Below are 24657 nucleotides of genomic sequence, written 5' to 3' on the forward strand. Positions count from 1 at the left end.
CCCCTATGACTAAACACAACCGTGGTAAACCACGAACACGAGACATAAATGGCTTCAAAGGTATAGATACCTACATAAATGATATGAAGACTTCATCCGCACGTAAACAGCCCCAAATTAACAAAGTGAATAAAAAGCGCCCTCGGAAAGAAAAGTCTTGGGGATGCCCCCGTTTCCACTGTAAAAAACTCCAGAAAATGTACGAAACTGGAGAAGGTTCTCGTAAATACACAGTAGCTGTTGTTGAGAACTTTTTTGAGAAGATGCAAATACTCGAGATGATGAGCAACCAGTCGGATTTATACCAACACAGCAATCTGGGGTTTCACAGGCTCGAAGAAGGAAAACGCAGGGGACAGTATGCTGTATGGCTTACCGGTAATTGGCGGTTAATTGTGACGATTGAAGAGGATGACATGAGTAAATATCTCTTAATTATCGAGATTATTGACTATCATCACTAGAAATTACCTCTGATAGTTTTTCATCTTGATTAATTAACTGTAGAGATGCTTAACTAGTGTCTCTACAACCTAAAATAGATAAGATGCACTACATATCTCTACAGGAAATGAAAAAATGCAACAGCGTTTAATACCAGTAAAAGCTTTTACTCCAGGAAGAATTTTACAAAAAGAAATAGAAGCTAGAAAGTGGACGGAAGCTAATTTAGTAGCAATTGATAAGGACTTACCTGAAATTATTTCAGCCATTGTTGAAGATAGGCAGCATATTACACCTGAGATTGCTAAAAAAATAGCAGAAGCTTTTGGTACTTCTGTTCAGTCTTGGATAAACTTAGAGAATAATTATCGATTATACCTTGCTAAAAAAGCTGTTGAGTCTGTTAATAATCCCTCTGGGATATGATATCTTAAAATAATAAATTCCTCGTAAGGGGACGGAAACAAATATCCGTGAGATGTTAGGCTACATATAATTTATGTGTACCCATCTCTTTCCCCGCAAGGGGACTAAAGCTAACCAAATATATTTTCTTTAGGTAACTGCTTTGTAACCAGCAGCTATCTTGGTTTTATTATGTTGCAGTAAGAGCTTATTATATTTTGAAAACTAATAATGAAAGCTGATAAAATATACGACGAATTGCTAAAAGAACTTGAGAATGAAGGATTGATATGAAAACAAAGCCTTTTAGTGAATTGCGAAACCGGATGACACCAGAGCGAAGGGCAAAAAACAAAACTCGCGCTCAAATTGCACTACTTCATCTTACCCTAATGGAACTGCAAGAATCATTGGGACTAGCACATCATGATGATGGGGAAAAAAACCTCAGTGATGTTCAGTCTACTGTTTTGGAGTTGGAAAACCAAGAGGACATTCAAGTGTCCACCCTTTCCCGTTATATCAAGGCTCTTGGTGGGAATCTAAAAATAGTAGCTGATTTTCCTGAAGAAGAAATTGTTCTGGCTCAATTTGAGTAAAGGGCAGTTATTTTTGATGGCTGTAAATAATAGCTTGACTAATTAAAAATGTCAAGCTATTATTCTAATAACTAGAGTAATTGTGTTTTCCCCGCGAGGGGATTGAAACACTCCTCTAGTATGGTGATTGAATAGTTGTTTCAGTCTTCACCACTTCCCCGCAAGGGGACACTAATTTACCAACTTACGCAACTTTGTTAACTTCTCATATCAGGAAGCTAGAAAAGTTGTTTATTTTTTCCCATTCTCACCACAGCATTAAGAGCGATCGCTTGACTAATACCAAAACTGCGATCGCCCCACTTTATAGATATTTATCGTAATCTGTTTTATCAATGATGATTGATGAATATTTCTAAACTCTTACGACCTTCGCCCCACACCAATTTCAACGAGAAACCGTCCTCAAACTCCTCCAGCACCAAAATATCCTTTTTTGCGCGCCCACAGGATCAGGAAAAACAGAAACAGCGATCGCACCCTTCCTCTTCGCCAAACATTTTAACCTTGACTTCCCCAATAAACTTATCTACGTTGTACCCCTGCGAACCCTAGCTGACAGCTTCCGCCAACGTACTGAAACGTTGATTGCGAACTGGGAAAGGGTATTTTTACTGATATCATTGCTGCTGATAGCCTGAGATAGTGCCTACATAGTCCTTACCCGAGTTAAGTTGACACGAATGCACATCTGTGCATCCATACTGCGCGTTGCATCCAAAGGAGATTTGTTAACGTACCCGATCTATGAGCAAAACTGCCATAGTTAGGCTGATTTAGTTGGTTTTTCTATCTAATTGAGATGTTTGGGCAGGCAAATATCCTCTGTAGTACTCATAATTAGCGTATTTAAAAATGCCAATTAAGTCCGTGAAAACCCCTGATAAATTTTAGCTTTTCTCAACTAAACTTGGTATGGAATATAACAAGAGAGTGAATATTTAAAGGAACTATCTTATGGATCAGTCCAGTCTCGAAATTAATAAACTCCAATCTCAAGTGATGACTCTCGAACGACCAAAAAAGCTGAAAATCCTGGTAGTTGACGATGAGCCAGATAATCTCGATCTGCTTTATCGCACCTTTCGACGCGACTTTAATGTTTTGAAAGCTGATAGTGGGGTGAACGCCTTAGAAGTTTTGGCAGCAGAAGGCGAGGTAGCGGTAATTATCTCCGATCAACGGATGCCAGAAATGAAAGGAACTGAGTTTCTCAGCAAGACTGTACCTCAGTTTCCCGATACGGTAAGAATAATTCTCACTGGATTTACTGATATTGAAGACTTGGTAGAGGCGATTAATGCGGGGCAAGTCTACAAATATATTACCAAGCCTTGGGACCCAGGGGAACTGAAGGCAGTGGTGCAAAGAGCAGCAGAAACCTACGACTTGCTCAAGCAACGCACAGAAGAATTACGCCGTGCTCATGCTCAAATGGCGCTGCTGAGTGTTTTGGTACAGGTAACTCAAGCAGCTTCTAGCTTAGAGGAAACTCTCGCTCCAATTGCGAGGGCTGTGAGTCAGACTTTTGGAGCAGAAGGCTGTATCCTACAACTGACAGATGGAAATACTCTGGTTGCGACTCAAGGAACTTACAGCGATACAGGTACAATAGAGAATTGGCTATCTCTTGACCCACTAACAAAGGAAGCGATCGCCACTGGACAAATGCAAGTTTCCTTAAATGTACTTAAAGACACTAAACTAGTTGATGCTATTCACTACCAAAATACGGGTGTGCAAGCACATTTAGTTACCCCAATTAGCTACCATAATCAGCTTTTGGGCGTATTGTCGCTACAGTGGAAACAACCCTGCACTTTGCGGGAAGATGAATTAGTGCTAATTAATTTATTAGCGCAACTGCTGGCGATCGCTTTTAGTAGTTGTCATTAGTCATTTGTCATTAGTCATTTGTCAAAAACCAATGACTAATGCCCAATTCCCAATACTTCGACTTCGCTCAGTACAAGTGCCCCATGCCCCATGCCCAACGCCCAATGACTAACGAAATTCAGTCCATTTTTAACCGTATTGCTCCAGTTTATGACCAGTTGAACGACTGGTTGAGTTTGGGACAGCATCGAATATGGAAGGAAATGGCAGTGAAATGGAGCGCAGCTAAATCGGGTGATACTGCATTAGATTTGTGTTGCGGTAGTGGTGATTTAGCCTTACGTTTGGCACGGCATGTAGGAGCAACAGGACAGGTGTACGGAGTAGATTTTTCCCCAAGGCTGTTAGAAACTGCTTTATTACGCTCCCAAACGCAGTACCCCCAACCTGCGATCGCCTGGATAGAAGCCGATGTGCTAAATTTACCCTTTGACGATGACCAATTTGATGCCGCAACAATGGGCTATGGTTTAAGAAATGTTAAAGATATTCCCCGCAGTCTCCAAGAGTTATACCGTGTTTTGAAGCCGGGTGCTAAAGCCGCAATTTTAGACTTTCATCGACCGAGTAATTTTCAGCTACGTACCTTTCAGCAGTGGTATCTGGACGGCTTCGTGGTGCCAGTTGCCAATTATTTAGGCTTAAAAGAAGAATATGCTTACATCAGTCCTAGCTTAGACCGCTTTCCCATCGGAAAAGAGCAAATAGAGTTAGCTCATCAAGTTGGTTTTGCTGTTGCCACACACTACCCCATTGCGAACGGTATGATGGGAGTGCTGGTAGTCAAGAAAAATGAGTGATGAGTTAGGAGTTATAAGTTAGAAGTTATGAATTATCAGTAGTGATAATTTCTCATTGAAAATTTATCATTCCTAACTCTTGTACAGACGCGATTAATCGCGTCTCTGTTAAATCTCCACTCCTCACTCTAAACTCCTAACTTTTTTAATTCTTCCCTGTGGACTGGTCTCATCTTTGGCTTTATGTGTCTCCCCCGGTACTGGGTGGAATTATTGGCTATTTCACAAATGATATAGCGATAAAAATGTTGTTCCGTCCTTACCGAGCAATTTACATTGCTGGACGAAGAGTACCCTTCACCCCTGGATTGATTCCCCGCAACCAGGAACGTCTAGCTAAAAACATTTCCGATACAATCATGGGGTCACTGCTAACGCCAGAAGAATTGCAAAATCTGGCGCGGCGTTTGTTGCAAACAGAACGCGTGCAAGCAGCAATTCTCTGGTTGTTGCGGCTGGCGATTGAACAAATCAAAACAGATAAAAACCAAAAAAGCGCCAAAATTGTGGCGGGAATTTTGCGGGATTTACTAGGGGAATCCTTACCACGATTACTCAAGGTTTTAGCGCGACGCGAAGACTTTTTGGAAGCGCAAATCAATCAAATTTTTGACCAGATATTGCTGGAATTTCAGTTGAGTGAAGAACAAGCCACGCGGCTTGCTGATTGGTTGTTGCAAGTAGTTCTACCGCCGGATGTGCTGCGCCAAGCGATAGTTGATTTTTTGACCGATCGCACAATTCAAATTATTGATGAAGGCTTCCGCGAAAAAACCAGTGGTACTTATTGGGTAGTAGCAAATTTGTTTGGCTTACGTAATACTCTTACACGGTTACGGACTTTTTGCTTGGATGAAAAGGAGGCTACCAATAGTCGCTTGCAGGAATTGACTCAAGATTTGAAAATGCGCGATCGCATTCGGAAATTACTGCAAAATTTATCATTACAAAATTTGCCAATGGGTACGGTGCGCCAACTACGAAAGACCACCCGCGAAAGTGTCCGCCATTACCTGCAAAACAGTGGCAGCGATTTTTTACAAGGATTAACTGATTCTGTTGATTGGGAAAATATTGCTGTAGTGCTGCTGAACCGTCTTAGTACTTCACCTGTTGTAAGTACTTCTTTAGAAGTGATGAGTCAAGAGTTGGCTCTAATTTTAGATAAGTATTTAGAAAAAGATTTAGAAGTAATTGTGACGCAGGTGATTCCGATTTTGTCGATAGATCAAGTGATAGTTGACCGTGTAAAATCAACTTCACCGGCTGATTTAGAAGCTGCAATTGAAGGAATTGTGAAAAATGAATTGCAGGCGATTGTAACTTTAGGTGGTGTTTTGGGTTTTGTCATCGGGTTATTGCAGACAGTGTTTTTAATATTAAGTCAATATTAATTTTTTGTTTTTGCCTGCAAATTTTTATCAAACATCGAAAAATCCTACCACTCCAAAACTTCAAACTGGGTCGTAGTCACTAAAAAACCATCTTTAATGACGCAAAAATTGGAATTTTGAAAGAGCGATCGCTTAATTCAAAATCTGCGTCAAATCCAGCACAAACCCCGGCAATACATCCTCTCCTGATAAGCTAGTAGGCGAGCGCAAAACCTCAACTTCCTGTCCTGGGCGGTAAATTTCCACCTGTTGATTCTGAGGGTCAATCAACCAGCCTAAACGCACACCGTTGTCAATGTACTCCTGCATTTTTTGTTGTACAGTCTTTAAGCTGTCTGAAGCAGAGCGTAATTCTACCGCAAAATCTGGAGCGAGTGGTAGGAATCTGTCGGGGTCTGGATTCAGAGCTTCTAATCGCTCCCGGCTCACCCAAGACGCATCGGGAGAACGGTTTGCACCATTAGGGAGTTTGAAACCTGTGGAAGAGTCAAAAGCCAGCCCTGTACCATCGGCATCAGCCCAAAATTCTAACCGGGCTGTTAGTTTTGAATTTCGATTTCCGCTTTCCCATCCAGTTGGTGGCATGATAATTAATTCTCCGTCTGCGGTGCGCTCAAGTCGCAAATCTCGATTATTCTGACACAGTTGGAAGAACTGCTCATCTGTTAGTTCAATGGTGGGGCTGAGGTTCAGAATCAGGGCAGTCATAGTTGCCTCTCAAACTTGATAACTGTAGCCTAGCACTTGGTTAACATACTACGTTGACCATCTAATAATTACCATGCTTACTAGAAAGCTATTTTCAGTCATGTAGAAATTTGTTTCACTGTTATCAAACAGATAACAGCAGATGATAGTTGGTGTTTTTCTCTCAGCTTCTACTATCAGGGGGCTGTATTCAATTACACTCTTTTATTGTTCTGTTGAATTAGCCCATTTAGTCTAAATTTTAGAACCTGCCCTAGTCCAAAAGCAAGACAGAGTAGACGTTATAGCTCTGGCTCAATGCTTATGGCATCATTTTGCTATGCTATTACTATTTTAGTATTAAATTTTACATATAGTTTAAAATTATCTTAGTTAAAGGCTTATATTGTAAATCTGATTAATATTAGAGAGTATATTAAATGAAAGAAAGACAAAAAATCACTAATTTTAACGGAATATCAAAGTGGTTATCTAACTCAGTTAGTGAATCTGAAGATAAGCGGTACACACATCGTCTACTCACAGAAGATAAAAGCCAACGAGATATAATTATCAATGAATTAATATTAATTGTTCAAAAAGCCCATGAAGATGCTCGATATCGTCTTCGTAAATTAGCAGGAAATTCTCTCGCTCCATTTGGAGGTTTTTCAGAAAGCGATCCAAGCGATGGCTATCCTGAGCGTCTTAATATTATATCTCGCCAGAGTTATTTTGGAGATATATTTTCGGGAATTATTGCCGAAAATTTTGCTCATTTTGGACAGGATGATTGGGAAGTTCCTGCTTTTCTTTTTCAATTTCATCTAGTTGAGTTTCAGCATTTAGAATTTCTAAATCAAACTGAAGAGATTGCAAAAAAGCGACCTAGACCGGGGAATGCTTTGGTTCCAAGAAGCAAACCAAAATCAGGGAAAGTATTTTAAACAGGGGAATTGGCAAGAAAATTTCGCCTATCTCATCAAGATTTTAGAGCGGGGGATGGCGGAAGGTTGTTTCCGTCAACTCGATCCATTTCTCACCACCCTGCATATTATTGGGGTTTGTAATTTATACTTCAACGCTTACGAAAACATCAAGCATACTAGACCCGATTTACAACTACTGAGTCCAGAAATGATTGAGGCTACTCGTGCTTTTTATGACCCTTATTTAGGAATGATTATAGTTTTCTTGTCCAACAAATGTATGTTTGGGTTCCCTTCAGAGGCAGGAGAAGGACTAGCGGGTGCTTCGATTAAGGACTTAGCAGAAGTAGAGGTAACACCTTCTGGTGAAGGATTACACTGGAAAACCCTAGATGTAGATTTGAGTATTTCTGCTTTGATGAATGGAATATTTGGAACTAAAAAATGGATGGCTGAACTTGCAAGAAAGGGTGGAAGTTCCACTTCTTTTGCAAAATCTGAAGCATCTCGACTGAATGGTACAAAGGGCGATCGACCCGGAAAAGAAATTGTACTGGCTACTGATGAAGCTTGACCTATTAACTCACCATAAAGCGATCGCATCTAAGGCTGTAGTTCTGCTGTAACGACTTGTTATGCCGCATTTCTCACCAACTAATCGACACACATCCATAGTAATCCCGCATCTTGGAGTTACTTAGAATGGGATAGACATGATCTGATTGACCCATTCCTCAGCAGTAGAAGCTTCCCAAACGAGGATGAGTGCTTCAATTGCATCACTGACTGACAAATTCTGGGAAAGAATCAAAATTCCAGAACTGGTTTTTGACATTATGAACTCACCAAACTCAGTAGGCATGGTTTTACGATCATGGGTCACGATGACTCTACCATCCTGTGCTGCGATCGCCAATACCTCTGAATCTTTCTTACCTTCGAGCAATGCTGTATAGGCTGATTGAAAATCAATATCTGGTTGCCTACGTATTGTGCCAGTTACAATCGCTTGGCGTAGGTCAGCATCTGCTTGAAATCGAACTATCGTCATGCCTCGCTGTGCTTCTGTATTTGAGCAGTTTTTAACTTCTGATACAGTAGCGGATTTTTCTCTTTAAGGGACTGTTGCAATTTCTCAAACTCTTTTTCACCTTCTTTTAAATACGCATCAATTAGCTCTCGGTTGGCAAGATAAAAAGTAATAGCACCATAAACCTGCTCCAGCGAGAGTAATGGAAAGTTTTGGGTAATGCTTTCAGGAGACTCACCATTCAAAAAAGCATACACAACTGAATCGAGAGAGATACGAATCCCTTCGATCCAATATCCTCCATCTCGTTGTTCAATATATGGCTTTGCTCTCTTCAGTGCTGCTGTCATAAAACTGCTTGCTACTCTTTACTTTGATATTAAGCGATCGCATCTAAAGTTGGGGTGTGGAGTCAGCCAGGATTAAAGAAGCCTTGGGATTATCGGAAAATCCAACGGCAAAATTGAAACTTGTTAACAAGTAAAAAGCAAAAATTAAGAACCGCTTGTGGTTCTCTGAGATAATCATAGGTTGTAATACTGAACTCATTGCGAATAATTTAATTAAAAACCGTGATTCTTCTGAGGTGTTTCTAACCAAAGGAGACTTCAATTAATGTATATACTACTTTCTGAGTTTACAGATGTATTCACGGTAAAATCAATGTTCTGGTTTTTAGTTCCAATTTTAGTTCCACTTATTGGAGGTATTGTAAATTGGCTATTTTCCGTTTGGGATGAATTATCAGATGAAATCAAGGAAGAAATTATTGATGTTATCATCTCACGCTTTGTAGAAGTTTTCAAAAAATACTATAGATACTACAAAGAATAGTAAAACTCATAAAAATATTTGGGAGGATAAATGAGTAACTTTAAAGATTTCTATAAAAATCCAAAACAACTACCCGATACTGCCACTACGCAAGAACCTTCAACAACCCAAGAGCTTTCAACAATCGTAGCTGGTAACGTTCAACAAGTTTTATCATCTGCAATTGGATTGTCGTATGGACTTGCCAATACACAAAAAGCAGCGGAATTTAGTAAAGGTGTTGCCAATTATGCTACAAGCGATGAGGTTATATCTTCTCTGAGCGAACAAATAGGTAAGCCAAAGGAAAATGAAACAGAACAAGAGTTTGTAGAGCGATCAAGCCATATACTTAGAGAGATTTTAAAGAAAAAATTTAACATTTAAATTATTTACGAGGAAATATTTTAAAGGATCTTCATTACTTCTTATGCTAAATACGTCTGTAAATCAGCTTAAAACCGTTGCTGGGCAATAATAACAGCCGTTAATCTTAGTGTTTGAGGCAAAATTTCTGAGATTGAAACTCTAACTCCCTTTAAGGCTTGATTTTCAAGGCAAGTGACGCACTTTAATTAAAAATCCAGTATAATGTGTACTGAACAACCATTTTAAATAATTAAAAGTAGTTCTACTTTGCCGTATCCGTATACTACTCTAATTCTTATAAAGCTCAATGGAGGAACTTCAATAATAAAATTAATGCGTTTGACAGAGAACACGGACAAGAAAAAACTAAGTTGTTCAAAAGATTTGATATTGATGGAAGAATTCAGATAACTGGCGGAACAAGACGGCATTTCCTTAGACAATAAGGTTAAAGTAGTTGTCTAAAAGTAAGTAATAAATCTTGTATTTAGTAATAATATGAATGTTATTATAGCGGATTTTGAATCAAAAATAGTTGCGCTTGGAAACAGTTTGGAGCAGTCATATTCACATTTAAAACTTTCTGAATGGATAAGATACAAATATATCAACAAGTATTTAAAAGATTATCCATCTTTTTATCGTTTGTCATACACAGCTAATTATGAAATTGGATTATTAAAACTATCTAGAGTATACGATGAACGTGAAGGCTGTCTAAGTCTTTTAAAATGCTTAAAAATTTTTGATAGTCATCATAAAAAATGGGGATTAACAAATGTTAACAGGGTAATTTTAGAACAAGACAAAAAGGATGTATCAAGTAAAAATAACTCTTTAGTTAACCGCCTAAAACATTTAAGAGATAAAACTCTTGCCCATACAGACAATAAGCTATATCCATTGCCATTAATAAAAGATTTAAATGATGTATATGAAAATCCTACTGAGGATGGAGATGAATTAATTTGGGTAGAGGATCGTATTACTACAAAACGAATAGAAGAATTGCCTAATCTTGAAAAAGAAATACGTTTAAAACAAATAAGTATGAAAATTCATGAAGCTTGGGATAAAGATGATAGCGAACTTTTAGGACAGGATATTTTAAAATTAAATGAAATCTATCATTTGATAGATCAAGGTGTCAATATTTGTAATAGATATAGAGAAAAGACAGCAGTGGTATTGCTAACTGGGTACACACATAACCTGAATATCTGAATACTTGGGTATCCAAATATTCAAACGTCAATCCATCTACTTGTGACAAAGCTTTCTGGGCACCTTTTCGCTCCCAACTTGTAACAATTTTCATTTTCAATTATCCTTGAAACCGCGATAATAACTCCTCACGGGTAGCTTGGTAAATTAAATCCATATATTCATCAGTAGATAACTGGATCAATTTGGGAATAATTGCCTCCAATTGAGCATCTATTTCTCCAAACCGTAACTGAAGAAGCTTAGTAATACCAGCTCGTCGTTCAGTTTTTATGCCTTCTCGCTCCCAACTTGTTACCATTTCCATATATACCTCCTCATTGATTCTCAGTAGGTAGGCGTAGCCCAGTAGACATCGCATTACAAATTACGCACAACACTACTAGCCTTCAACTTCGGATAAGCAATCCGTTTGTGATGAAATTGCTGCCAAACATCCACAAATATCTGAGCAATTTGTGACATTTCTTCTCGTGTTAGTCCTGAATCTACGAGTTGATTGTCTTGCCATTTGGCACGCAGAATATTATTCAGCATTGTTAAAGCTTGTTCAGTCGAGACATCTTTAAGCGATCGCTTCTTTTCCAGAGGTTTAGCTGATGCTTCGAGCGATCGCAGCGCCGCTTCGCAAGAATCTGCTAACATCACAATTCCGGTTTCCCGTGATTGCGGAATCGGGCCATCGTAGCGAAAATCTGCGTCGTCTACCGTTAAACTTGGATCATCCTGAGCCATTTGCTGGGCTTGGTGATGGAAATATGCAATCAGCATCGTTCCCTGATGCTCTGGAATAAAAGCTTGAATCGCCGTCGGCAAAAGGTGTTTACGCGCCATCACCAACCCTTCAGTTACGTGCTTTTTGATAATTTCTGCACTCTTCCAAGGGTCTTTAATCTCAGTATCGTGTTTATTCGGCCTCCCCATTTGATTTTCAATAAAGCCAAGGGGGTCGTGCATTTTGCCAATATCATGGTATAATGTTCCAGCCCTGACTAGTTCAACGTTGCATCCTAGTTCTTTGGCAGCAGCTTCAGCAAGGGTAGCCACAAGCAGCGTATGTTGAAAAGTTCCGGGTGTCTCAGTAGCGAGTCGTTTTAATAAAGGGCGGTTAGGGTTCGCCAACTCTGCCAAACGGATTGGAGTGACTAAATCAAAAACTTTTTCTAGATAAGGACTCAAGCCCAAGGCGACAACACTCCAGCCTAAACCGGATAAAGCAAACAATCCGGCTTCTTTGAGGACGATATACCAGGTTGAACCAAATGCTTGACCAATTAAGATTTTAACAACCAAGTAAATACCGCCCTGAGTTAAAGCGATCGCAACACCTAATAATGCTAATTCTTCACGCGATCGCAATCGTTGTGCAATGTAACTGCCTAATATTCCTCCCCCGACACCAGCTAAAAGCGCCGCCTTACTCATATCCAAGCTAATGCCTAATATCGGCAACAGCAGCCCGACAACTGTCAATCCCAAAGTCGGGCCATAAAAGCTTCCCAACAATAAACCAAGGGCGCTCCAGGTGGTATAGGGTAATCCGATCGCGATCGCTCCTGGCACACTCAGAGTTAGCAGTAACACCAACAAGCGATCGCGTTGTCGCAATTCATAATCGATATGTCGTTCTACCCAAACAAAAATGCCAATGGCGATCGCAATAACGCCTGCTAAGTTCACCAATTCGTGCCATTTTATCTCTCGGCGAATCAGGTGATAATGCTCCAGCACCTGAAAGTTCCATGCAGTAATCTGCTCTCCTTTTTTGACAATCACCTCACCATCCCGTATTTTCACCATCACGGATGGCACCCCAGCAGCAGCCTTTTGAGCGTTTTGTCTCGTTTGTTCTTCATCTCTTTGCAGATTCGGCTTGAGTACAGCTAACAACAGCTTTTTTGCCAAAGTTTCCGCCTCTTCTGGTACAAATGTCTGCAATTGTAAACTCACCGCATCCTCTAAGATATTTTTTGGCAGTCCCTGTGGGATGCCTTGGGTGAGAATCCGCTCTGAACTCTGATGGATTCCCATTTTTGTTCTTTCCCACTCCTCATCTAACAAATCCAAAAGCATAGATTCCTCGTATACTGCTTCTGGGCTAACAGTCTCTAACTGTAAAAGTTTGGCAGTGGCTTGGGTGTATCTTTGGCGTGTTTGGGAAATTTGGGCAATCAGTGAGGACAAGCTTTTCTCAGAAGTTGTGACACGGTAAGATTCTAGTTCTGCCACTGCTTGAGTAAAGTTAGTATTTTGAGAAAAATCAACTGTCTTTGTCTCTTCTGAATTCTGGGAATTAGATTTAGGTGTCGTGCGCTCATGGCGTTCCTGATTCGGCGATGATGAACGGGATGAGGCGGGGGTTTGTCTTGTTCTTTTCTTCTGCTGATTTTTACTATTTTCTATAGCTACTAGCAGTGCTTGCCATTCCGAGTCAGAACAAGAGCGGAGGTAACGCTGGGTAGAGATGGACAAAACTACAGGATCAAAAAAAGGAAAAGCTCCAGCAATAGCACGAATTTTGTTGCCATCATCCAGAAGTTGTTGTAAATTTCCGTTGATTTGTTCGTTCATTCCCGCATCAACCATCAACATTTGTAAGGAGCTATTACTGACGGCTTTGCGCTCGGCTTCTGTTTTTTTCTGATCTTCGATGCTAGCTGTGTAAGGCGCTGTAATTGTCTGGGGCGCGGGATATCCTACTTGGAGTTGAGTCTGGTTGTATAATTTATGCCCAATAACACCTGTGAGGGACACTACAGCGATCGCTAAAATTACCGAGTAACGGTGTTTATATGCCCAATCTAAACCGACTGCATAAATACTGTTAGTTTTGACCGATTTTGCCTTTGACATTAGCGCTCTTTCTTGTTTTCGGCGATTGCTTTTGTCATTGGTTTTTGATAAAAACAGGATTATATTCTTGAGCATAGTCCTTAGAAGTTCCCTTCTATGGCTTTTGCCTTTGGGACTTCTGATTAACTTTCCCTTACGGCGTAGTCCTGTGTACTGTCGCCGCCAGTGAGTCAATTGCTGGTTCAAGAACTGCAAAAATTGCTGCATTTTCATTATCTCTGCCTGCAATTGCCAATTTTGATCGCTCAAAAAAGACAATCATCAGGGAAGTTTGCTCTGCGGCTCCTGCTAATTAACAATTCGTAATTACGAATTACGAATTATTGTTAACGCGATCGAATAACGCGAGGAGCTGCGTAAACTGAAAGCAAAGCCACCTCAAATCCCTCCTCTGTTAGCTCCCTTGGATTTAAGGAAAGATTATACACTCCTGACCACACTGCCACAAATGCATCAGTCAATTTTAACATTTGGGAAAAGCTAGTTAGTCCCCATGCTGGAGAATTCCTTTGCAACAGCAAGACTTGCCAATTTACGGGAATTCCACCTGTACCGTTATATGCTCCTGATAAAGCACCAGTAATTGCACCTGTAGCCTGTGAGCTTAGAGGCGTGGCATCTTGGACTTGAGAATTGCCATTGTAAGTAGCCCGCAAAACTGCAAGGCGAAAGTCTTCCAAGGTACTCAAAAAGCAGTAGAATGCCATAGGAATAATGTTACTGAGTTTTTCTTCCTTAGCAAACTCAGCTTGCGCCCTTGACAATCCAGCCCCTTGTTCTAATAAATTCTGGACTCTTAATAAATTTTTTGGGATTGATGTCGGTGTTTCTCCGATAAAAGAAATTATTTGCTCTATGAGGGTTGAGGGGTCGAGTTTTTCAGTTAGGGCAAGAGCGATCGCATATCCGACTGCTAGTGTTCCATCCCGTACTACTGGGTCATTATCCCAGATTTTTAGCAGATGCAGCAGGTTTTGTCGGAGCTTAATTGGATTTTCGTGAAAAAAGAGTGCTACTGGCAGTGTGGCAATAATTATTTTTATCGATATATCATCAGTTGTTATTAAATGAAGAGATTCTTCTTGCTGACGCGCGATCCAATCATCTAAATCTAATCTACCCAACGCAATCAAACTCTGGGTACCCAGAACCGCCATTCCGCCCAAATCTAGGTAACTCTGAAACTGGATTTCACCACCTGAGGCTAAACTTTCCCCCAGAAATGCTCCCAGCAAAGTACCTCTAAACCGACTTATAGGAGAATAACGCATAGAATTTTGGATTTTGGATTTTGGATTTTAGATTGAAGAATTTAACCCAAAATCTAAACTCTAAAATTAATTCGTTTTTCATGCTTATCAGAAATTTGGGTTTAAAACCCCGTCCTTGTAGGACGGCTTTAAGTTTTGTGGCAATGAGTCTTTATCCCCTATACATTACTGTACTTCCGACTTCCGACTTCGACTTCCGACTTCTTTAAATGCTTCTTAAATGATTCACTAATGCTTGTAAGCCCAACAAGTAACTTTGCACACCAAAACCACTTATTTGCCCGATCGCGACAGGGGCGATGTACGAATGATGGCGAAAATCTTCCCGGCGGTAGATATTACTCAGATGTACTTCGACTGTGGGCAAGTTAACAGCAGCGATCGCGTCTCGCAATGCCACACTTGTGTGGGTATATGCCCCCGCATTAATCAGAATTCCCTGATATTGTCCTAATGCGCCATGAATAGTATCCACCAAAATTCCTTCATGGTTTGACTGCATAGAAAAAACCTTCGCCTGTAGCTTGAATGCTTCTTCTTCTAACAGGCGGTTAATTTTAGCTAGTGTCAACGAACCATAAATTCCTGGTTCTCGCTGTCCTAGCAAATTTAAGTTTGGCCCGTGCAGTGCCAGAATGCTTAAGGGTTGCAACGTCGAGTTCAGCACTTTCGGGCTAGTGGCGACGGCGCGAGCGATCGTTCACAGGAATCGGAATCAGTTCCGGTTCCCGTTCACCCTCTGGCCCTAACAGGCTCTCAATTAGCCTACGTGCTAACTCCTTAAGCTTTTCCAGCACCTTTTCTATATAGTCCATGAACTGACCGCTCCTGAGATACTACCTCAATTTTTGATTAACAGGTACCAGAAAATAGCATATTTTCGCACCTCTGGCTTCCAATCGGGCCCAAACACAATCCCGTATTTGGGAAATCAGCCACCTCTAAAATTTGGCGTTGTGTTCTCCCTTACTTTTTAGAGTATCACACTTGCAACCTACCGAACTTCATCCTATCAAGGATGGAGATCAAGGGTCAAGAGTTAAGGATCAGACTTTGGACTCTTGACTACGAATTTTTGATTTTGGATTTTGGATTAAAAGAATTTTGGGTTTCATGTCCCGCCCCTTGCGATGCCCGTAGCTCTGCCGTTCGCGTAGCGTCTCGTAGAGAAGGGTAGACGAAATAAATCTAAAATCGTAAATCTAAAATCCAAAATTAGCTGACTTGCAATTAACCGAGTACCGTGGGTTTAAGTCCCCCGGTTCAATAATCGGTAAGTTTTGGGTCGGGGTCTGTCTTGAGAAATCCCTCCACTTGGGGCTTTGCCCAAGACCGCATTCCTCGCACTTCTCCCCGTCACAAAACTTAATTACGAATTACGAACGCGAGTGCGTGCCGGAGGCTCTATTACGAATTACGAATTATTTAACCTTCTGGGGCCTTTTTTTTCGCAGCAGTTGTTGATGACTTAGCAATTGACTTAGATTTGGAACTCGTTGATTTACTCGTTTTGCGAGTCGATTTCCCAGTCGATACTTTACTTGCCAACAAGTTCAGCGCCGCAGCCAGCGTTATATCTTCTACCGATTCACCTTCTGGGATACTCACATTAGTTTTGCCATGCTTAATGTAAGGGCCATAAGGGCCATCATAAATGTTGATTGTTTCGCCGTCCTCTGGATGTGTACCCAATTCGCGTAAGGCTGCCTTTGACTTGCTGTTGGTGGAAGTGCGTCCCTTTTTTGGTTCGGACAACAATTCCAATGCACGTTCTAGGGGAATTGTCAATACATTGTCAGCAACTTTCAGGGAGCGGTAGTCTTTCCCCTCCTTACCCTGGTCATGAACCACATAAGGGCCAAAGCGCCCCAAACTTGCTTGGATTTTGCCGCCAGTGACTGGATGAACTCCCAATGTCCGGGGTAGTGCCAACAGACCAACAGCCATTTCCAGAGTCACGGTTTCCGGGGTGACTCCTTTGAGTAGAGAGGCTTGTTTCGGTTTGGGGTTTTCGTCGGTTTTGTCACCCAATTGGACATAGGGCCCATAAGCGCCAATTTTTACATAAATCGGTTCGCCAGTTTCGGGATGCCGACCAACCTGGTCAGGGCCGATGGTTTTTTGTCGCAGCAATACTTCTACCTGTTTGGGGTCGAGGTCAGCTGGTGTCAGGTCTTTGGGAATTGAGGCGGTGATAACTCCGTCACCATTTTCGACTTCAATATAAGGGCCATATTTACCAATGCGGACTTTGGCCTCTAGATTCTCCAATACTACAGTTCTAGCTTTGGTGGCATCAATTTGACTTTCCTGTTCTTTTACTAGGGTTTCCAGCCCTTTCTCTCCCAGATAGAATTCCCGCAAGTAGGGTAGCCATTTCACTTCACCTGTGGCAATGTCATCGAGGGTTTGCTCCATCTTCGAGGTAAAACTGGGATCAACGATGTCTGGAAAATATTTTTCCAGCAAGTCGGTGACGGCGAAAGCGGTGAAGGTGGGAATGAGAGCGTTTGTAACCAAATGGGCATAACCCTTGTCGATGATCGTGCCAATGATGCTGGCATAGGTACTGGGACGACCGATACCTTCGCTTTCTAAGGTTTTCACCAAAGTTGCTTCGGTGTATCTAGCTGGCGGTTGGGTTTCGTGTCCAACTGCTTCCAGTTCTGTACAATTCGGATGATCTCCCACTTTCAGATTCGGCAAAATTACTTCCTGGTCTTCCAGTGCTGCTTCCGGGTCGTCTGAGCCTTCGACGTAGGCACGTAAATATCCGGGAAATTCAATTCGTTTGCCAGAAGAACGAAATCCAGCGTCTTCGACTTGCAATTGCACACTAATTTGAGTTTGGCGGGAATCAGCCATTTGACAGGCGACAGTCCGCTTCCAAATCAAATCGTAAACGGCAAGTTCCCGACCGCCCAAAGCAGTTTCTTGGGGGGTGCGGAAGCTGCTACCTGCTGGACGAATTGCTTCGTGCGCCTCTTGTGCGCCTTTGGATTTGGTGGTGTATTGCCGAGGTTGGGGACTGAGGTATTGTTGACCATAGAGCTTTTCTACACAACTTCGAGCAGCTGCGATCGCTTGATCTGACAAATGTACCGAATCTGTCCGCATATAGGTAATATACCCCTGCTCGTACAAATTCTGAGCAACCCGCATTGTGTCACGGGCTGAGAGGCGCAGTTTTCGGTTAGATTCTTGTTGCAACGTCGAGGTGGTGAACGGTGGCGAGGGTTTGCGCGTTACTGGGCGTTCTTCGATGTCGTTAACACTCCAAGTTTTACCAGTTAGGCGTTCCTTGAGCGCTACCGCTTGGTCAACGTTTAGCAACAAGACATTGCGACCGGCGGTAATTTGTCCGGTCGCTGCGTCAAAATCGCTGCCGTTAGCGATTTTGGCTCCTCCCAATGTTACCAACTGGGCACCAAAGGGGGTTTTTTCCTTTGACAAACTGGCTTTCAAATCCCAGTAAGTACCCTCATGGAAAGCGCGGCGTTGGCGTTCCCTAGTAACTAAAAGTCGCACGGCTACAGATTGCACTCGCCCAGCAGATAATCCCCAGGCGATTTTTTTCCATAGCAGAGGAGACAGAGTATAACCCACCAGTCGATCTAAAATCCGCCGCGTTTCTTGGGCGCGAACCAACTGCTCATCGATATTGCGGCAGTTTTTCAACGCTTTTTTGATAGCCTCTTCGGTAATTTCGTGAAACACCATCCGCTTAGTCGGAACTTTTGGCTTCAGCAATTGGTATAAATGCCAACTAATGCTTTCACCTTCCCGGTCTTCGTCCGTTGCCAGAATCAGTTCATCTACGTCTTTGAGGGCTTCTTTGAGCTGAGTGACAATTTTCTTTTTGTCTTTCGGGACAACATATACCGGTTCAAAGTCGGCGTCCACATTTACCCCTAGCTGCGCCCATGTTTCCCCCTTGACGGCAGCAGGAATTTCACTAGCCGACTGAGGTAGGTCACGCACATGACCCATAGACGCCTCCACCCGATAGCCTGATGGTAAGTAGTTGCGAATGGTACGAGCTTTAGTTGGAGATTCGACGATGACGAGAGTTGACATGGAAATTTCAAAAAAAGAATAGCTACTAAGCTAAACAGTCAAATTGAGTTAATTTTTGCAAATTGTCAAGATAAAAGGTCACGCTTAGGGCGGTGATTTAATCCTCACACAAACTGCCCGTTAGGGCGAAAATCCGCTTAACTTCGGGTGCAGTCCTTCCTAAAGGATAGGGTAGGGAAACGCTGGGTGTGAATATTCCAGCTATTTCAATCTTTAACTTATCTAACGCATAATTGGCGAGTAAAGTTTTCAAAATATCCTTTAATTGGGGAATGGGGAGTGGGGAGTGGGGAGTGGGGATGAGGGAGATGAGGGAGATGAGGGAGATGAGGGAGATGAGGGAGATGGGGGAGAAATAACCAATGCCCAATGCCCAATGACAAATGACAAATGACAAATGACCAATGACCAATCCCTAAGAGCTTGTGCCAAAATTAAACCAAACTTAAGAGTAAAAGCGGAGTGCGGTTTATACCTATCCGCTTGAGGCAAAACTATGCAAGCAATTCGTCAGGGTGATGTAATCTTACTACCTGTGCAGCAGGTTGAAGGACAAAAAATACCTCATTTAACTTTGGCAGAAGGCGAAGTTACGGGTCATAAACATCGGATTACTGAGGGCAAGGCGGAATTATACGAACAAGATAGCACACTCTATTTACGTGTGTTTTCCGAGTCGGCATTGCTAGCTCATCACGAGCATAAAGCTATTTCTATTCCCCAAGGTGACTGGATGGTGAAAATTCAGCGAGAATACGAGCCTGAAGGTTGGCGCTATGTGGCTGATTGAGAAGTGCATTCATTATTTAACAAAGTTTAGGGGTTTAATTCCCCAGCAAGACAGGCAGCAAGTTTTGTGGCTCTTTCTAAATCCCCTATGCATTACTTAATTACGAATTACGAATTACGAATTACGAATTATTTAACAGGTAGCCTTTATGACTGGAATAGAAGCCTTACAATCAGTTCAATTTATCAACTTAAAAGGAAAGCAAGTTGCTGTCCTCAGTGTTGAAGATTGGCAAGCACTTATCGAATGGTTGGAAACTTTAGAAGATATAGAAATTGCTCGGAAAGCCTTTGATAAATTGAAAGCTGCTAATGGAAACCGCCAAGGTGCTGGTTGGTTAAAATGGGATGATGTCGAGTCGGAGTTAGAGTGAGTCGCTATACAGTTTACATTACTCCCGATACATTTCAAGAAATCAAAAATCTTCCAGGTAATATCAAACAGCGAGTTAGACAGGTAATTCGTTAATTGGCGGATAATCCCCGGACTTCTAACAGCAAAATGCTGGATGTACCTAGCTTTTAACCTGAGTTATGGCGGCTAGGACTCGATAATTGGCGAATTGTTTATGCAATTAGCGAAACAAATAAGATCGTTGATATATTAACCGTGCGAAAACGTCCACCTTATAACTATGAAGATTTGCAAAGATTGCTTGAGGATTTAAAGTAGTAATAATGATTGAAAAGTTAACGCCTGAGCAAGAGGCTTTGATTCCAGTTTATCGGGACAAGTGGAGAGCGATCGCGCTTTCAACTGAGCGAATTGATAGAGAGAAAGCTGCTAATGTGGTAAAAGCTGCTTATGTGGCGATTGGTTTTGAAGAACCTGAAATTGTTTTTTGTGATAGCCCTTATGCAGCTTGCAACTGGATGCTAAAACGACTGTCACCTCAATTTATAGACAGTTACCTCAATAATGAACCAAATAGTTTAGAGAGCTTATTTTCGCCTCATATCTTTAAAGAACTTTCGAGTAAACTCTATCAACAGCTTGGGAAACAAGTCCGTAAGCAATTCCTCAACTGTTTCTATGGTATGGCAGATTCTCTGTTAAATTATGAAATACACAAAGGCTTAATTGAAAAATTTTGCACTCAAGTAAACGAGCAAATAGAGGATCAATCGTGGTTGATTGAAGTTCAACTTAATAACTCCTTTAGACTTGAAAATCACGGCAATTGGATGGATGGAAATGATTTTTGTATCTCTGTTTTGAACATTATTCATCCTCAACAAGAATGGAAAAGATTTAAATCTTTAATACAAGAATGTGGTTGGGTGTTTGCGTATGATGATATTTGTATAGTATGCGATCGCCCGCTTCACCTTCGCTTCGACAATGAAAATCGCCTCCACGCTGAAGGCGAACCCGCCATTGAATTTATTGATGGATATAGCCTCTACTCATATCACGGTGTAACCTTGCCTGAAAAATACGGTAAAATCCACCCACAGCAATGGCAAGCTGAATGGCTTTTATCAGAGGAAAATGCCGAACTACGGCGAGTACTAATTCAGGGTATTGGTTACGCCAGAATTTGCGAAGAATTACAAGCTATTGAATTAGATAATTGGCAAGAATATACACTATTAAAAATTAATAATAATCTGGATATCGAGCCGATTTATTTATTAAAAATGACTTGCCCTAGTACAGGATTTATTCACGCCTTGCGAGTTCCACCGAATATGAACTCAGCGCGTGAGGCAATTCGCTGGGTAAATTGGGAAATTGATCCAGAAGAATTTGGTGTGCAAACCTGATTTTTGAGTTGGACAACAAGCTAAACAAATAGTAAGTAAGTAAGTAGAGGGCGTGAATAAGGGACTTCCAAATAAAAAAATACTCAACTACTTCTTGTGGGGTGGGCATCTTGCTATTGGTGTCAACTTAAGATAAAAGGGCGGTTAGAAACCGCGTCTACACAGACAAAACCCACCTCCGTGGGTTAAGAATCCCTGATTTTGTATTAGTCCACGAAGGTGGACTTTGTTTGTGTAGCCGCGAATTCCATTCGCCAAGGCTTAAGTTGACACGCATGATTCATGAATTGCCCCTACAGCGTATAGTTTTGAGTAAGTCCTAAATTAAAAAGTGAATGTGGTTCTCACTGTACCAATCACGATATCATCGTTTTGATTGTTATGATCTGGCGCTGTTAGCCAGATAACTCCTGGGGTAATGCTGATATTGTCACTCAGTTGATATTGATAGAAACCTTCAATGTGATATGAAGTGTCTGGATCTTTGTTGATACCTGCATTGCTCAGAGAACTGCTCACACTGGTAACTTTCGGTTCCATACCCACAATAATCCCTGCAACGTTACCTTTTTTACCAAAATCGGGGAAAGCCAGTGTAACGGCATAGTTCCAGATTTCAGCGTCACCAACTGAAAGGACGCGAGCTTTGGTTAAACCAGCCCAACCGCCAATCACGAATTTTGAGCTAGGTTGAAAGGATGCTTCTATACCATAGGAGTTACTAGAAGCATTCTGCAATATGTTGTCATTAGCGTTATTGCTACCACCACTACCATTGGCAAAAAAAGTATTTTTGTAGGCGTTAATGTAGGTCAAACCAAGGGTAATTTGGTTGCTAGGCTTAACAGTTAACTGCGCCATAGCACCATAAGCACCGTTGAACAGTCCAGAGCCAGGCTGAGGGTTAGCAGCATCATTCGCTAAATACCCCAAGCTTAGTTCGAGGTTATCACTGAATTCGTGTTTTATTCCTATACCAGTACCATTGACTAGATAATAAATTGGGTTGCGAGTCCCAAAATGGGAAACAGCACCAGTACCACCGTCCCCATCTAGGTACGGGTTGACTGTGTTGGTGAAATCATCAATTGCACCTGCATTTGCTTCTAGGGTGACACCTGTTTTCTTACCGAGAGGGAATTGATACAACAGCGCGTCTATCACAACTCCATTATTGTTGTTACCACCAGCAAATCGGAGATCACCTTCTGGTGTAAAGGTAGCAGTCTGAGAGAAGGGATCTAGGTTTGTTGCCTGAAGTCGTGTTCTGAGTAAATCTTGACCTGTGAAACTGGTGTCAAGGTTCAGACGCACCCGATCTGCAAGGACAGTATTTTGGTTGACTTTTTGACCATTAACTGTATTTCCACTTATGACACTGGCGATCGCCATTACCACTTCCCCATTCAGTTTGGTTGTGGTTGAAAACCGATTCGCCTCCAATTCAGCAGTACGTACTTCTACTGAATCTACACGACCCCGGAGTGTCGCCAGTTCTGCTGAAAAGTCTTCTTGCAGCTTTTGTAATGTGGCTAAATCTTCTTTTTTAACTAAATCACCAGTGGCTGTAGCAATTAGTTCGTTAACCCGATCAAGACAAGCATTCAAACCAGCAGCAAACTCATATCGCGTTAATGCCCGATTACCACGATAAGTGCTATTTGGGTATCCTGCAATACAGCCATAGCGCTCAACTAAGGATTGCAATGCTTGGAATGCCCAGTCAGTGGGTTGTACGTCGGAAAATTGAGACACAGAGGTAACTTGCCCTATTGTCTGAACTGGCGCTATGTTCGTAGTCCTTGTGTCTGGATTAGCTAAAACTTGCGGTTGATTGATTTCAGACGTGCTGGATGTTTCACCTGCAAATGCAGCAGTATTCACAAACAGCATTACACCGCAGATTGCTGGACTAAATAGCAGATATTTACAGAATTTTTGCATTTTTTCCTCACACTGATCTCGAATTCACACCCAAACCACGTTTAAAAAAACGTGGGTTTTCTGAAAATATTTGTCAGTAATTTTATCAGAAGTTAGGAAACTTTTTAACAAAAAAGTCAAGAAATCCTAATTATTCAGGAAAAAGTGAACTACCCTTACTCATTACACAGCAAACCCAGAATGATATTATGTGTCTTGAATGAGAATGAGAATTATTATAGTATAAAATGCAGAATAGGAATTGTGACAGATTTGAGGCGAAAACACCGTGATTGTGAATTGCAGAGGACTTAGAACAGGTAGACAAAGAAGCGGCATTTTGCCCATAATTGCTTTGCTAATGTTGTCAATGGCTACTGGCTGTAGTCAATCGAATCCTAAGGGAAAAACTTCCGAACAGTCGCCGCAAGCACAGTCAGCTGCATCTACCCTACGGGTGCAGTCGGGAAAAACTAAAGTAGTGACGACATTTTTGCCGATATATTTGTTTACTAAGGCAGTGGCTGGAAATGTCGCAGATGTAGAAATTCTAGTGCCACCTGGTACGGAGGTACATGAATACCAAGCGACACCAGAAAATGTCAAAGCGATCGCCACTGCGAATGTGTTAGTAAAAAATGGGTTAGGTTTGGAGGTATTTCTGGAAAATACTGTCAAAAATGCCCAAAATTCCAAATTAACTGAAATTGATGCAAGTATTGGCATTAAACCCTTAAATGAAATTTCACCTGTTGTGAAAACGACGCAAGATGAAAAAGACCACGAACATACCCAAGGTAATCCGCACGTTTGGTTAGATCCAGTTTTGGCGAAACAACAGGTAACTAATATTCGGGATGGATTAATTGCTGCTGACCCCGCGAATAAAGCTACTTATGAGGTCAATGCTGCGGCTTATATTAAAGAATTAGAAAGTTTAAACAGCGAATTTCAGCAGACTTTGCAGAAAACTCCTAGTTGTACCTTTATTACCTTTCATGATGCGTTTCCATATTTAGCTAAACGCTATAACCTCAAGCAAGTTGCTGTGGTGCAAATTCCCGAAGATCAACTTTCACCAACCGATGTGCAAAATGCAGTCAACGCTGTGAAAAAGTACAAAGTTAAAGCTTTATTTAGTGAACCAGGAGTAGATAATAAACTGCTGGTCAGCCTCTCAAAAGACTTGAAATTAACTTTGCGTCCTCTGGATTCTCTGGAAACTGGCGAAACAGATCCGCAACATTATTTTCAGGCGATGAAAGCTAACTTGCAAACTCTGCAAACGGCGTGTAAATAGGTTTGTCATTTGTCAGTTGTCCTTTGTCCTTTGCAAATGACCAATGACTAATGACCAATGACTAATGACCAATGACCAATGACCAAT

General features: G+C 41.5%; 28 protein-coding genes and 1 pseudogene. 17 read left to right on the forward strand and 12 right to left on the reverse strand.

Translation table 11 applies throughout. From position 1 onward, the window contains the following. The first annotated feature begins 5 nt into the window (after positions 1-5). The 8 genes and pseudogenes from V7K27_RS20050 to V7K27_RS20080 all read left to right on the forward strand — a co-directional run bounded on the left by V7K27_RS20050 (position 6) and on the right by V7K27_RS20080 (position 5538). Positions 6-464: a type II toxin-antitoxin system RelE/ParE family toxin gene (locus tag V7K27_RS20050; RefSeq protein ID WP_334949843.1), complete on the forward strand. Its 459-nt coding sequence runs from the start codon at positions 6-8 to the stop codon at positions 462-464. Positions 465-579: 115 nt separating this feature from the next. Next, positions 580-870: a helix-turn-helix transcriptional regulator gene (locus tag V7K27_RS20055; protein ID WP_334949844.1), complete on the forward strand. Its 291-nt coding sequence runs from the start codon at positions 580-582 to the stop codon at positions 868-870. A gap of 269 nt (positions 871-1139) precedes the next feature. Beyond that, entirely contained in the window at positions 1140-1448 is a 309-nt protein-coding gene (locus V7K27_RS20060; protein WP_334949845.1) for a transcriptional regulator, read from the forward strand. Between the two features lie 194 nt (positions 1449-1642). Next, a complete protein-coding gene (locus tag V7K27_RS20065; RefSeq protein ID WP_334949846.1) occupies positions 1643-1771 on the forward strand; it encodes a hypothetical protein in 129 nt (42 codons plus the stop codon). A gap of 66 nt (positions 1772-1837) precedes the next feature. Beyond that, positions 1838-2089, forward strand: a pseudogene (locus V7K27_RS36540) (DEAD/DEAH box helicase); the annotation flags it as partial. A gap of 316 nt (positions 2090-2405) precedes the next feature. Then, the gene (locus V7K27_RS20070; RefSeq protein WP_334949847.1) at positions 2406-3344 is read left to right on the forward strand and encodes a response regulator; all 939 of its coding nucleotides are present in this window, start codon (positions 2406-2408) and stop codon (positions 3342-3344) included. Between the two features lie 104 nt (positions 3345-3448). Next, positions 3449-4144, forward strand: a complete 696-nt coding sequence (gene ubiE / locus V7K27_RS20075) for a bifunctional demethylmenaquinone methyltransferase/2-methoxy-6-polyprenyl-1,4-benzoquinol methylase UbiE (RefSeq protein ID WP_334949848.1) — start codon at positions 3449-3451, stop codon at positions 4142-4144. Between the two features lie 158 nt (positions 4145-4302). Next, on the forward strand, positions 4303-5538 hold the full coding sequence (locus V7K27_RS20080) for a DUF445 domain-containing protein (protein WP_334949849.1): 1236 nt from the start codon (positions 4303-4305) through the stop codon (positions 5536-5538). Between the two features lie 132 nt (positions 5539-5670). On the opposite strand, the gene V7K27_RS20085 is transcribed toward V7K27_RS20080, so the two are convergent. Continuing rightward, positions 5671-6246, reverse strand: coding sequence for a Uma2 family endonuclease (locus V7K27_RS20085; RefSeq protein ID WP_334949850.1), 576 nt, complete (start codon positions 6244-6246; stop codon positions 5671-5673). Between the two features lie 419 nt (positions 6247-6665). On the opposite strand from V7K27_RS20085, the gene V7K27_RS20090 reads away from it, so the two are divergent. Both V7K27_RS20090 and V7K27_RS20095 read left to right on the forward strand, forming a co-directional pair. Then, positions 6666-7172, forward strand: a complete 507-nt coding sequence (locus V7K27_RS20090) for a hypothetical protein (protein WP_334949851.1) — start codon at positions 6666-6668, stop codon at positions 7170-7172. After that, positions 7099-7728: a DUF2442 domain-containing protein gene (locus tag V7K27_RS20095; RefSeq protein WP_334949852.1), complete on the forward strand. Its 630-nt coding sequence runs from the start codon at positions 7099-7101 to the stop codon at positions 7726-7728. The genes V7K27_RS20090 and V7K27_RS20095 overlap by 74 nt, the downstream gene beginning before the upstream one ends. 123 nt (positions 7729-7851) lie before the next feature. On the opposite strand, the gene V7K27_RS20100 is transcribed toward V7K27_RS20095, so the two are convergent. Together V7K27_RS20100 and V7K27_RS20105 are read right to left on the reverse strand one after the other, a co-directional pair. Then, a complete protein-coding gene (locus V7K27_RS20100) occupies positions 7852-8205 on the reverse strand; it encodes a DUF5615 family PIN-like protein (RefSeq protein WP_334949853.1) in 354 nt (117 codons plus the stop codon). Then, positions 8202-8534, reverse strand: coding sequence for a DUF433 domain-containing protein (locus V7K27_RS20105; protein WP_334949854.1), 333 nt, complete (start codon positions 8532-8534; stop codon positions 8202-8204). The genes V7K27_RS20100 and V7K27_RS20105 overlap by 4 nt, the downstream gene beginning before the upstream one ends. Before the next feature lie 313 nt (positions 8535-8847). Between V7K27_RS20105 and V7K27_RS20110 the strand changes: the two genes are divergently transcribed. The 3 genes from V7K27_RS20110 to V7K27_RS20120 all read left to right on the forward strand — a co-directional run bounded on the left by V7K27_RS20110 (position 8848) and on the right by V7K27_RS20120 (position 10590). Next, complete coding sequence (locus tag V7K27_RS20110; RefSeq protein ID WP_334949855.1) at positions 8848-9018, forward strand: hypothetical protein; 171 nt, start codon at positions 8848-8850, stop codon at positions 9016-9018. A gap of 30 nt (positions 9019-9048) precedes the next feature. Continuing rightward, positions 9049-9384, forward strand: coding sequence for a hypothetical protein (locus V7K27_RS20115; protein ID WP_334949856.1), 336 nt, complete (start codon positions 9049-9051; stop codon positions 9382-9384). 480 nt (positions 9385-9864) lie between these two features. After that, positions 9865-10590, forward strand: coding sequence for an AbiU2 domain-containing protein (locus tag V7K27_RS20120; protein ID WP_334949857.1), 726 nt, complete (start codon positions 9865-9867; stop codon positions 10588-10590). 100 nt (positions 10591-10690) lie between these two features. On the opposite strand, the gene V7K27_RS20125 is transcribed toward V7K27_RS20120, so the two are convergent. The 8 genes from V7K27_RS20125 to V7K27_RS20160 form a co-directional block, all read right to left on the reverse strand. Beyond that, positions 10691-10897: a hypothetical protein gene (locus tag V7K27_RS20125; RefSeq protein WP_334949858.1), complete on the reverse strand. Its 207-nt coding sequence runs from the start codon at positions 10895-10897 to the stop codon at positions 10691-10693. A 53-nt stretch (positions 10898-10950) separates the two neighbouring features. Then, a complete protein-coding gene (locus V7K27_RS20130; protein WP_334949893.1) occupies positions 10951-13656 on the reverse strand; it encodes an HD family phosphohydrolase in 2706 nt (901 codons plus the stop codon). Positions 13657-13769: 113 nt separating this feature from the next. Then, positions 13770-14714 carry an ADP-ribosylglycohydrolase family protein gene (locus V7K27_RS20135; RefSeq protein WP_334949859.1) on the reverse strand — a complete coding sequence of 315 codons (945 nt, stop codon included), beginning with the start codon at positions 14712-14714 and terminating at the stop codon, positions 13770-13772. 205 nt (positions 14715-14919) lie between these two features. Next, positions 14920-15366 carry a type II 3-dehydroquinate dehydratase gene (aroQ, locus tag V7K27_RS20140; protein ID WP_334949894.1) on the reverse strand — a complete coding sequence of 149 codons (447 nt, stop codon included), beginning with the start codon at positions 15364-15366 and terminating at the stop codon, positions 14920-14922. A 22-nt stretch (positions 15367-15388) separates the two neighbouring features. Then, positions 15389-15529 (reverse strand): hypothetical protein, encoded by a 141-nt coding sequence (locus tag V7K27_RS20145; RefSeq protein ID WP_292797121.1) that lies wholly within the window; start codon positions 15527-15529, stop codon positions 15389-15391. 610 nt (positions 15530-16139) lie between these two features. Next, positions 16140-18791 carry a type I DNA topoisomerase gene (gene topA, locus V7K27_RS20150; RefSeq protein WP_334949860.1) on the reverse strand — a complete coding sequence of 884 codons (2652 nt, stop codon included), beginning with the start codon at positions 18789-18791 and terminating at the stop codon, positions 16140-16142. 97 nt (positions 18792-18888) lie between these two features. Beyond that, entirely contained in the window at positions 18889-19044 is a 156-nt protein-coding gene (locus V7K27_RS20155) for a hypothetical protein (RefSeq protein ID WP_334949861.1), read from the reverse strand. An 8-nt stretch (positions 19045-19052) separates the two neighbouring features. Next, positions 19053-19283, reverse strand: coding sequence for a hypothetical protein (locus V7K27_RS20160; protein WP_334949862.1), 231 nt, complete (start codon positions 19281-19283; stop codon positions 19053-19055). 4 nt (positions 19284-19287) lie between these two features. Here V7K27_RS20160 and V7K27_RS20165 point away from each other — a divergent pair, with 4 nt between their 5' ends. From V7K27_RS20165 to V7K27_RS20175, 3 genes are all read left to right on the forward strand, one after another. Beyond that, a complete protein-coding gene (locus tag V7K27_RS20165; protein ID WP_334949863.1) occupies positions 19288-19581 on the forward strand; it encodes a hypothetical protein in 294 nt (97 codons plus the stop codon). A gap of 148 nt (positions 19582-19729) precedes the next feature. After that, entirely contained in the window at positions 19730-19954 is a 225-nt protein-coding gene (locus V7K27_RS20170; protein ID WP_334949864.1) for a hypothetical protein, read from the forward strand. A 304-nt stretch (positions 19955-20258) separates the two neighbouring features. After that, on the forward strand, positions 20259-21347 hold the full coding sequence (locus V7K27_RS20175; protein ID WP_334949865.1) for a DUF6745 domain-containing protein: 1089 nt from the start codon (positions 20259-20261) through the stop codon (positions 21345-21347). A 324-nt stretch (positions 21348-21671) separates the two neighbouring features. On the opposite strand, the gene V7K27_RS20180 is transcribed toward V7K27_RS20175, so the two are convergent. Continuing rightward, the gene (locus V7K27_RS20180; RefSeq protein WP_334949866.1) at positions 21672-23291 is read right to left on the reverse strand and encodes an iron uptake porin; all 1620 of its coding nucleotides are present in this window, start codon (positions 23289-23291) and stop codon (positions 21672-21674) included. A 340-nt stretch (positions 23292-23631) separates the two neighbouring features. Between V7K27_RS20180 and V7K27_RS20185 the strand changes: the two genes are divergently transcribed. Then, positions 23632-24570: a metal ABC transporter substrate-binding protein gene (locus V7K27_RS20185; RefSeq protein WP_334949895.1), complete on the forward strand. Its 939-nt coding sequence runs from the start codon at positions 23632-23634 to the stop codon at positions 24568-24570. Positions 24571-24657 lie beyond the last annotated feature (87 nt).

It is taken from the genome of Nostoc sp., assembly GCF_036919575.1.
In the GTDB taxonomy this organism is placed as follows: Bacteria; Cyanobacteriota; Cyanobacteriia; order Cyanobacteriales; family Nostocaceae; genus Nostoc.

Coding starts and splice junctions, on each gene's coding strand:
- V7K27_RS20105 (WP_334949854.1), bottom strand. CDS start 8,534: ATGACAGCAGCACTGAAGAGAGCAAAGCCATATATTGAACAACGAGAT.
- V7K27_RS20130 (WP_334949893.1), bottom strand. CDS start 13,656: ATGAAAATGCAGCAATTTTTGCAGTTCTTGAACCAGCAATTGACTCAC.
- V7K27_RS20110 (WP_334949855.1), top strand. CDS start 8,848: ATGTTCTGGTTTTTAGTTCCAATTTTAGTTCCACTTATTGGAGGTATT.
- V7K27_RS20055 (WP_334949844.1), top strand. CDS start 580: ATGCAACAGCGTTTAATACCAGTAAAAGCTTTTACTCCAGGAAGAATT.
- V7K27_RS20050 (WP_334949843.1), top strand. CDS start 6: ATGACTAAACACAACCGTGGTAAACCACGAACACGAGACATAAATGGC.
- V7K27_RS20125 (WP_334949858.1), bottom strand. CDS start 10,897: ATGGAAATGGTAACAAGTTGGGAGCGAGAAGGCATAAAAACTGAACGA.
- V7K27_RS20120 (WP_334949857.1), top strand. CDS start 9,865: ATGAATGTTATTATAGCGGATTTTGAATCAAAAATAGTTGCGCTTGGA.
- V7K27_RS20085 (WP_334949850.1), bottom strand. CDS start 6,246: ATGACTGCCCTGATTCTGAACCTCAGCCCCACCATTGAACTAACAGAT.
- V7K27_RS20070 (WP_334949847.1), top strand. CDS start 2,406: ATGGATCAGTCCAGTCTCGAAATTAATAAACTCCAATCTCAAGTGATG.
- V7K27_RS20115 (WP_334949856.1), top strand. CDS start 9,049: ATGAGTAACTTTAAAGATTTCTATAAAAATCCAAAACAACTACCCGAT.
- V7K27_RS20170 (WP_334949864.1), top strand. CDS start 19,730: ATGACTGGAATAGAAGCCTTACAATCAGTTCAATTTATCAACTTAAAA.
- ubiE (WP_334949848.1), top strand. CDS start 3,449: ATGACTAACGAAATTCAGTCCATTTTTAACCGTATTGCTCCAGTTTAT.
- V7K27_RS20060 (WP_334949845.1), top strand. CDS start 1,140: ATGAAAACAAAGCCTTTTAGTGAATTGCGAAACCGGATGACACCAGAG.
- V7K27_RS20100 (WP_334949853.1), bottom strand. CDS start 8,205: ATGACGATAGTTCGATTTCAAGCAGATGCTGACCTACGCCAAGCGATT.
- topA (WP_334949860.1), bottom strand. CDS start 18,791: ATGTCAACTCTCGTCATCGTCGAATCTCCAACTAAAGCTCGTACCATT.
- V7K27_RS20180 (WP_334949866.1), bottom strand. CDS start 23,291: ATGCAAAAATTCTGTAAATATCTGCTATTTAGTCCAGCAATCTGCGGT.
- V7K27_RS20145 (WP_292797121.1), bottom strand. CDS start 15,529: ATGGACTATATAGAAAAGGTGCTGGAAAAGCTTAAGGAGTTAGCACGT.
- V7K27_RS20185 (WP_334949895.1), top strand. CDS start 23,632: ATGTTGTCAATGGCTACTGGCTGTAGTCAATCGAATCCTAAGGGAAAA.
- V7K27_RS20090 (WP_334949851.1), top strand. CDS start 6,666: ATGAAAGAAAGACAAAAAATCACTAATTTTAACGGAATATCAAAGTGG.
- V7K27_RS20175 (WP_334949865.1), top strand. CDS start 20,259: ATGATTGAAAAGTTAACGCCTGAGCAAGAGGCTTTGATTCCAGTTTAT.
- V7K27_RS20165 (WP_334949863.1), top strand. CDS start 19,288: ATGCAAGCAATTCGTCAGGGTGATGTAATCTTACTACCTGTGCAGCAG.
- V7K27_RS20135 (WP_334949859.1), bottom strand. CDS start 14,714: ATGCGTTATTCTCCTATAAGTCGGTTTAGAGGTACTTTGCTGGGAGCA.